We start from the raw sequence: 6,519 nt of genomic DNA, 5'->3' as shown, positions 1-6,519 counted from the left end.
CTCGGGACTTGTTCCCGAGACCCATCTGGCTTTCTAGTTCTTCGTCATCTCGGCGAGGCGCGCGCCCATAAGCGCATGCAGCGTATTGATCGCCTTGAGCGGCCGCACCATCACCTTGAAGCTGTCGATCTTCCCGGCTTCATTCCAGCCGATCATGTCGATGCCATTGATGACGATGCCGTCTATCACCGTTTCGAATTCGAGAACGGCGGATGTCGGCCCGAACCATTCGCCGACATAGTGAAAGGCGTCGCTATTGCTGAGCACATGCATCGCCGCCGTCAGATAGACGGTGGTGATCGCCTTGCCCGTCTGCGGCTTGTGCACCACCGGCGATTGAAACACGACGTCGTCGGCAAGAATGGCGTCGAGACCTTTCGGGTCTCGCGACTTCACAACTTTATGCCAGTTTTCAATCGCCGCTGGTTGCATTGTCACTGTCCTTTGAACTGCGCCGGGCGCTTTTCGAGGAATGCACGCACGCCTTCCTTGAAGTCGTCGCTGCGGCCAGCCGTGCGCTGCAACTGACGCTCAAGGTTCAACTGCTCTTCATAGCTGTTATCCGTGCTTTCCCAATAGAGCTGGCGGATGAGGCCGAGCGTCTTCGTCGGGCCATTGGCGAGATCGAGCGTCAAGGCCTTGGCTTCGCTCATCAGCTTTTCGTCATCATAGACGCGATTGATGAGGCCCCACTGCAATGCCGTCTCGGCGGGCAGCTTCTCGCCAAGCAGCGAAAGCTCCATCGCGCGCGCCTTGCCGACGAGGCGCGGCAGCATCCATGTCGAGCCGCCATCCGGCACGAGGCCGATGCGGCGGAACGCCTGAAGGAAATAGGACGAGCGTGCGCAAAGGATGAGATCGCCCATCATGGCAAAGCTCATGCCGACGCCCGCCGCCGGTCCATTGACCGCCGTGATGAAAGGCATGGGCAGATTGCGCAAGCGGCGCAGGAACGGGTGATAGGCTTCTTCAAGCGCGGAGCCGGAGTCCATACGCGCCGGATTGCTCGGGCCATTGCCCCGGCCTTGCAGATTTGCGCCGGTGCAGAAGCCGCGGCCTTCGCCGGTCAGCAGCAGGGCGCGCACGCCGTTCGAGGGATCTTCAACCTCGTCCATGGCGAGCTTCAGGCCGCCGAGCATTTCCAGCGACACTGCGTTCATCACTTCGGGATGATTGAGCGTTAGCGTTGCAACCGGCCCGTCAATGTCGAGTTTTACGCGTTCGAATTCCATGTTTCTTGCTCCCTGTTTCTTATTTGAATTTTGGTTCGGTCTTGGTGAGGAACGCTTTCACGCCTGCGGTGAAATTCGGATGATCACCAAGCTGGCCTTGCGTGACGGCCTCGTAGTGAAGCTGTTCGGTATAGGTGTTGCGCTCCGCTGCATCGATTGCCTTGCGGATTTCGCGGAATGCGTTTGTCGGCCCCTTGGCGAGCTTGCCTGCAATGGCCAGCGCCTCGCTCATCAGGTCGGCATCTTCGACGCACTTCCAGATCAAGCCCCATTCCGCCGCCGTCTCGGCGGGCACGCGGTCGCCCGTGAGTGCCATGCCGAGCGCGCGTGCGCGGCCGACAAGGCGCGGCAGATGCCACGTCACGCCGAGATCGGGGACAAGGCCGAGCCGCGGCCCGAATACTGAAATGAATGTCGCCGATTTCGCCGCGATGCAAATGTCTGCAACGAGCGCGAGGCCGACGCCGCCGCCCGCGACCGTGCCGTTCACCGCTGAGACGATCGGCTTTTGCAGCGTATAGAGTTCGGTCATCATCGGATTGAGCGTGGATTTCATGCCGTGCTCGACGCCTTGCCCGACGCTCATCCCTTCAAGCCGTTCGCTCGGCGCGGCAAGATCTGCGCCTGCGCAAAAGCCGCGGCCAGCGCCGGTGATGACGAGAACGCGCGCATTTTCATCCTCCGCCACTTCCTTCACCGCCGAACGCACTTCGGCGGTCAATGCCGGATTGATGCTGTTCAGCACTTCAGGGCGATTGAGTGTCAGAACGGCGATGCCGTCCGTTATTTCAAGTTTGGTGGCTGTCCGTACGGTCATGGAGGCGTCTCGTCCCATATCGTTTGTCTGGATTGGGGCGAGCATAGACGCGCCCTCCGGCAGACGGAAGAGCGGGGAATATCGTCGGCTCTGCCGCCGCCGCGACGTTGCGTCAAGCTATCGTAATATTCGAGGATCTTCGGTGTGGTCGAAAGAAAGGCGTCAGCTTGCCTTGGCTTTCAGCGCACCTTCGGCTTGCTCGCTGACGACGCGATTGCGACCGCTGCGTTTGGCCGTATAGAGGCAAGCATCGGCGCGCTCGATGAGTGCCGAGGGGCTTTCGCCCGGTCGAAGCGTGGCGACGCCGAGTGACATGGTCACGCGGCCGAGCGTTTCGCCGGTGGAGCGTTTGACGAGTTCGCGCGCTTGCACAGCCGCGCGCATCGCATTGGCCAGTCGCTCCGCGCCATCTGTCGAGATCGCGGGCATGATGACGGCAAATTCTTCGCCGCCATAACGCGCAACCGTATCCGTTTCGCGCACGCCGCCCTTGAGGCAACTTGCAACAAGGCGCAGCACCTGGTCGCCCGTGCGATGGCCCCAGGTATCGTTGAATGCCTTGAAGTGATCGATATCGCCGATGATGAGGCAGAGCGACGTCCGCTCCGATGTGGCGCGCGCAATTTCCTGCGCCAGCGTTTCGTCGAACGCCTTGCGATTGGCGACGCCGGTCAGCCCGTCCGTGCGCGCCTCGTTGCGCGCCTTGGTGAGGTTGATCTGAAGCGTGCTCAACTCGCCCTTGGTTTCGTGGAGGCGCTGCTCAAGTTCCTTGCTGCGATTTTCCATCTGCATCGAGGCGCTCATGATTGCCTCGACGACATGGCGGATATCCGACGGCGTCGATTTGTTGGTCAGGCCTTCGCTTGCCGCGCGCACCGACGAACCGAGTGCGGAGGAATCGCCCGCGGCGGCTTGAACGAGCTTCAGGATCTTGTCGACTTCGCTGTTCAACTTGTCGCCCGCGTCCAGGGTCGTGTCGGCGAGAGAAGCGTGGCTGACGAAGCGTTGATGCAAGTCGCTCGACAATTGCTCGTCGATTTTCTTGCCTTCCTTCAACCGGCTGTCGATCTCTTCATTGAGCACGCTGTCCTGGCCGGACGCATAGCGAAACCAGACTTCGTAATTCGCCGGTAGCGGCACCACCTGATGGCGCGCCATCAGGCCGAGCGCTTTCATGCTCCATTCCGTCGCAACCGCGATGTCGTCCGTATAGGTATTCAAGCAGATGCCCCTCGCTATGGCCGTTTCCTTGCCGGAAATGGCCGCTATCTGTCCGAACTGAATTTAGCCAATCTTCCTTACGCGCCGGTAAACTGTCCCGGAAATCTGCCATTATCGGCATAAATGACGCCAAGGTGGCCGGGCACGCGGAAATCAGGGGTTTTGGCACTCAAACTCCCTGCCAGCCGGGGCGATTGTCGTATATATTTTCCCAAAATTGCCCCCGGGGGCCCCCACCGGTCGGGCGTACAGGAGGAACGAACATGAGCCTTGCCGAGTCGAACACGCGCGAAGTGGATGCGAGCGCGATTTCCGCGTCGATCCGTAACATTCTGGACCGCCAGAAAGCGGCCCATATCAAAGACGGGCCTGCCAGTGCCGAGCGTCGCATCGACTGGCTCGATCGGGCCATCGCCCTCATCGTCGATAATCAGAAGGAAATCGCCGAGGCGCTCGCTTCCGATTTCGGCCATCGCAGCCATGAGCAGACGCTGCTCACCGACGTGATGGGCTCCATCGGGCCGCTCAAGCATGCCAAGAAGCATCTGCGCCAGTGGATGAAGCCGGAAAAGCGCAAGGTCCAGTTTCCGCTGAACCTGCTGGGCGCCAAGGCCCGCGTCGAGTTCCAGCCGCTCGGCGTCATCGGCATCATCAGCCCGTGGAACTTCCCGATCAATCTCACCTGGACGCCGCTTGCCGGTGTCTTCGCGGCGGGCAACCGCGCGATGATCAAGCCGTCGGAGTTCACGCCCGCGACCTCCGAGCTGATGGCACGCATGATCCGCTCGGCCTATGACGAAACGGAAGTTGCCGTCATCACGGGCGGCCCCGCCGTCGGCGAAGCCTTCTCCAAGCAGCCTTTCGATCATCTCCTCTTCACCGGCGCGACCTCGATCGCCTATCACGTGATGCGTGCGGCGGCTGAAAACCTTGTGCCGCTAACACTTGAGCTTGGCGGCAAGTCGCCCGTCATCATCTCCAAGTCGGCAAAGATGGACGATGCGGCCGCCAAGATCATGACCGGCAAGACGCTCAATGCCGGCCAGATCTGCCTTGCGCCCGATTACGTCTTCGTGCCGGAGGGCAGGGTGGATGAATTCGTCGATGAGGCGTCGAAGTCGATCAAGAAGATGTTCCCGACGCTGAAGGACAATCCGGACTACACCTCGATCATCAATCAGCGCCATTTCGACCGCATCAACGGTTACGTTGAAGACGCGAAGGCCAAGGGCGCGAAGATCGTCGAGATCAACCCGGCCAATGAAGACTTCACCCAGCAGCAGGCGCACAAGATCGCGCCGACCCTCATCGTCAATCCGACCGACGACATGAAGGTGATGCAGGACGAAATCTTCGGCCCCGTCCTGCCGATCAAGACCTACAAGGACGTCAGCGAAGTCATCGGTTACGTCAACGATCACGCTCGCCCGCTCGGCCTTTACTACTTCGGCGACGATGCCGGCGAAGAGCGTCAGGTGCTCGATCGCACGACGTCCGGCGGCGTGACCGTCAACGACGTCATCATGCATGTCTCGATGGAAGACCTGCCCTTCGGCGGCGTCGGCCCAAGCGGCATGGGCGCCTATCATGGCCATGACGGTTTCAAGACCTTCAGCCATGCCAAGGCGATCTACGTCCAGGCAAAGGCCAAGATGGTCGCTGAAATGTTCCGGGCTCCCTATGGCGCGAAGACCCGCAAGGTGCTCGCCTCACAGATCAAGAAATAGGCCAATTCCGGTTTGTGGAATTGTGGGGGCGGCTCGCAAGTGCCGCCCCTTTTCTTTGCGACGGGAACATGCGCAGATATTGCGCGTTCCATATCATCGGCCTACATCGGGCTCTGGCCCCTCTGCCGTATTTTCTGGAGATCACCCATGCGCGCTATTGTTCTACCGCTGCTGGCGGGATTGTCGGTGCTGGCGCTTGCCGGTTGTGGCGACAAGGCGACGCTGCCGGTCGAGGCAGGGATGGGGGCCGACCCGAAGCTCCCGGCTCCCAACCCGACGCTTTTGCCGACGGTGAAGATCGCCACGGCAACAGGCTGGGCGAAGGGCGCGACGCCGGTTGCCGCCCGGGGCCTTGCGGTGAAGGCCTTTGCGGAAGGTCTCGATCATCCGCGCTGGCTCTACGTCCTTCCCAATGGCGACGTGCTCATCGCCGAAACCAATACGCCGCCGCAGCCGGGCGAGGCGGGCGGCATCAAGGGCTGGATCGCATCCATCATCATGAAGCGCGCAGGCGCGGGCGTGCCGAGCGCCAATCGCATCACGCTGCTGCGTGACGCCGATGGCGACGGCGTTGCCGAAACGCGCGAGATTTTCCTGCAGGGACTGAATTCACCATTCGGCATGGCGCTGGTCGGCGACAATCTCTATGTCGCCAATACAGGCGCCGTGGTTCGCTTTCCCTACAAGACCGGCGAAACGCATATTGCAGAACCCGGCACCAAGATTGCCGATCTTCCCGATGGCCCGATCAACCATCACTGGACGAAGAACATCATCGCCAGCCCCGATGGCAAGTATCTCTATGCAACGGTCGGCTCGAACAGCAATGTCGGTGAAAACGGTCTTGCCGCGGAAGAGGGCCGCGCCGCTATCCACGAGATCGATCTCGCAACCGGCAGCTCGCGCATTTTTGCCTCTGGTCTGCGCAATCCCAACGGCCTTGCCTGGCAGCCGAAAAGTGGCGCGCTCTGGACGACCGTCAATGAGCGTGACGAAATCGGCAGCGACCTCGTCCCCGACTATATGACCTCGGTCAAGGACGGCGCGTTTTACGGCTGGCCCTTCAGCTATTACGGCCAGCATGTCGATGTGCGCGTGACGCCGCAAAACCCTGATCTGGTCGCCAAGGCCATTGTGCCGGATTATGCGCTCGGGCCGCACACGGCGTCCCTCGGTCTTGCTTTCTATGAAGCGAGCCTGTTGCCCGCGAAATATTCAGGCGGTGCATTCATCGGCCAGCACGGTTCCTGGAATCGCAATCCGCTGAGCGGCTACAAGGTGATCTTCGTTCCCTTCGCAGACGGCATGCCTTCGGGCGCGGCTGAAGATGTGCTGACCGGCTTTGTGAATGCCGATGGCGAAGCGCAAGGCAGGCCCGTGGGCGTCGTTGTCGACAAGGCAGGCGCGCTTCTCGTCGCCGACGATGTGGGTAACATCATCTGGCGCGTGACGCCGGCGGCGAACTAGTCCGCACAAGAAAAAAGGCGGCCTCGCAAGGCCGCCTTTTTTATCGGGAAAACCG

6 protein-coding genes are annotated in these 6,519 nt (G+C 60.9%); 2 read left to right on the top strand and 4 right to left on the bottom strand.

From position 1 onward, the window contains the following. Positions 1–33: 33 nt before the first annotated feature. From WA943_RS11500 to WA943_RS11485, 4 genes are all read right to left on the bottom strand, one after another. Positions 34–432, bottom strand: a complete 399-nt coding sequence (locus tag WA943_RS11500; protein WP_424470019.1) for a nuclear transport factor 2 family protein — start codon at positions 430–432, stop codon at positions 34–36. Between the two features lie 2 nt (positions 433–434). Beyond that, entirely contained in the window at positions 435–1,232 is a 798-nt protein-coding gene (locus WA943_RS11495; protein WP_424470018.1) for an enoyl-CoA hydratase/isomerase, read from the bottom strand. 19 nt (positions 1,233–1,251) lie between these two features. Continuing rightward, complete coding sequence (locus tag WA943_RS11490) at positions 1,252–2,049, bottom strand: enoyl-CoA hydratase-related protein (RefSeq protein ID WP_424470017.1); 798 nt, start codon at positions 2,047–2,049, stop codon at positions 1,252–1,254. Positions 2,050–2,211: 162 nt separating this feature from the next. Beyond that, positions 2,212–3,270 carry a GGDEF domain-containing protein gene (locus WA943_RS11485; RefSeq protein ID WP_424470016.1) on the bottom strand — a complete coding sequence of 353 codons (1,059 nt, stop codon included), beginning with the start codon at positions 3,268–3,270 and terminating at the stop codon, positions 2,212–2,214. A gap of 263 nt (positions 3,271–3,533) precedes the next feature. On the opposite strand from WA943_RS11485, the gene WA943_RS11480 reads away from it, so the two are divergent. Continuing rightward, positions 3,534–4,997: a coniferyl aldehyde dehydrogenase gene (locus WA943_RS11480; protein WP_424470015.1), complete on the top strand. Its 1,464-nt coding sequence runs from the start codon at positions 3,534–3,536 to the stop codon at positions 4,995–4,997. Positions 4,998–5,144: 147 nt separating this feature from the next. Next, positions 5,145–6,464 (top strand): PQQ-dependent sugar dehydrogenase, encoded by a 1,320-nt coding sequence (locus tag WA943_RS11475; RefSeq protein WP_424470014.1) that lies wholly within the window; start codon positions 5,145–5,147, stop codon positions 6,462–6,464. The last annotated feature ends 55 nt before the right edge of the window (positions 6,465–6,519 follow it).

The organism is Parvibaculum sp., assembly GCF_049651025.1.
Lineage (GTDB): Bacteria > Pseudomonadota > Alphaproteobacteria > Parvibaculales > Parvibaculaceae > Parvibaculum.
Note: the sequence above shows the minus strand (reverse complement) of the source record. Positions and strands in the feature narration are given on the sequence as shown.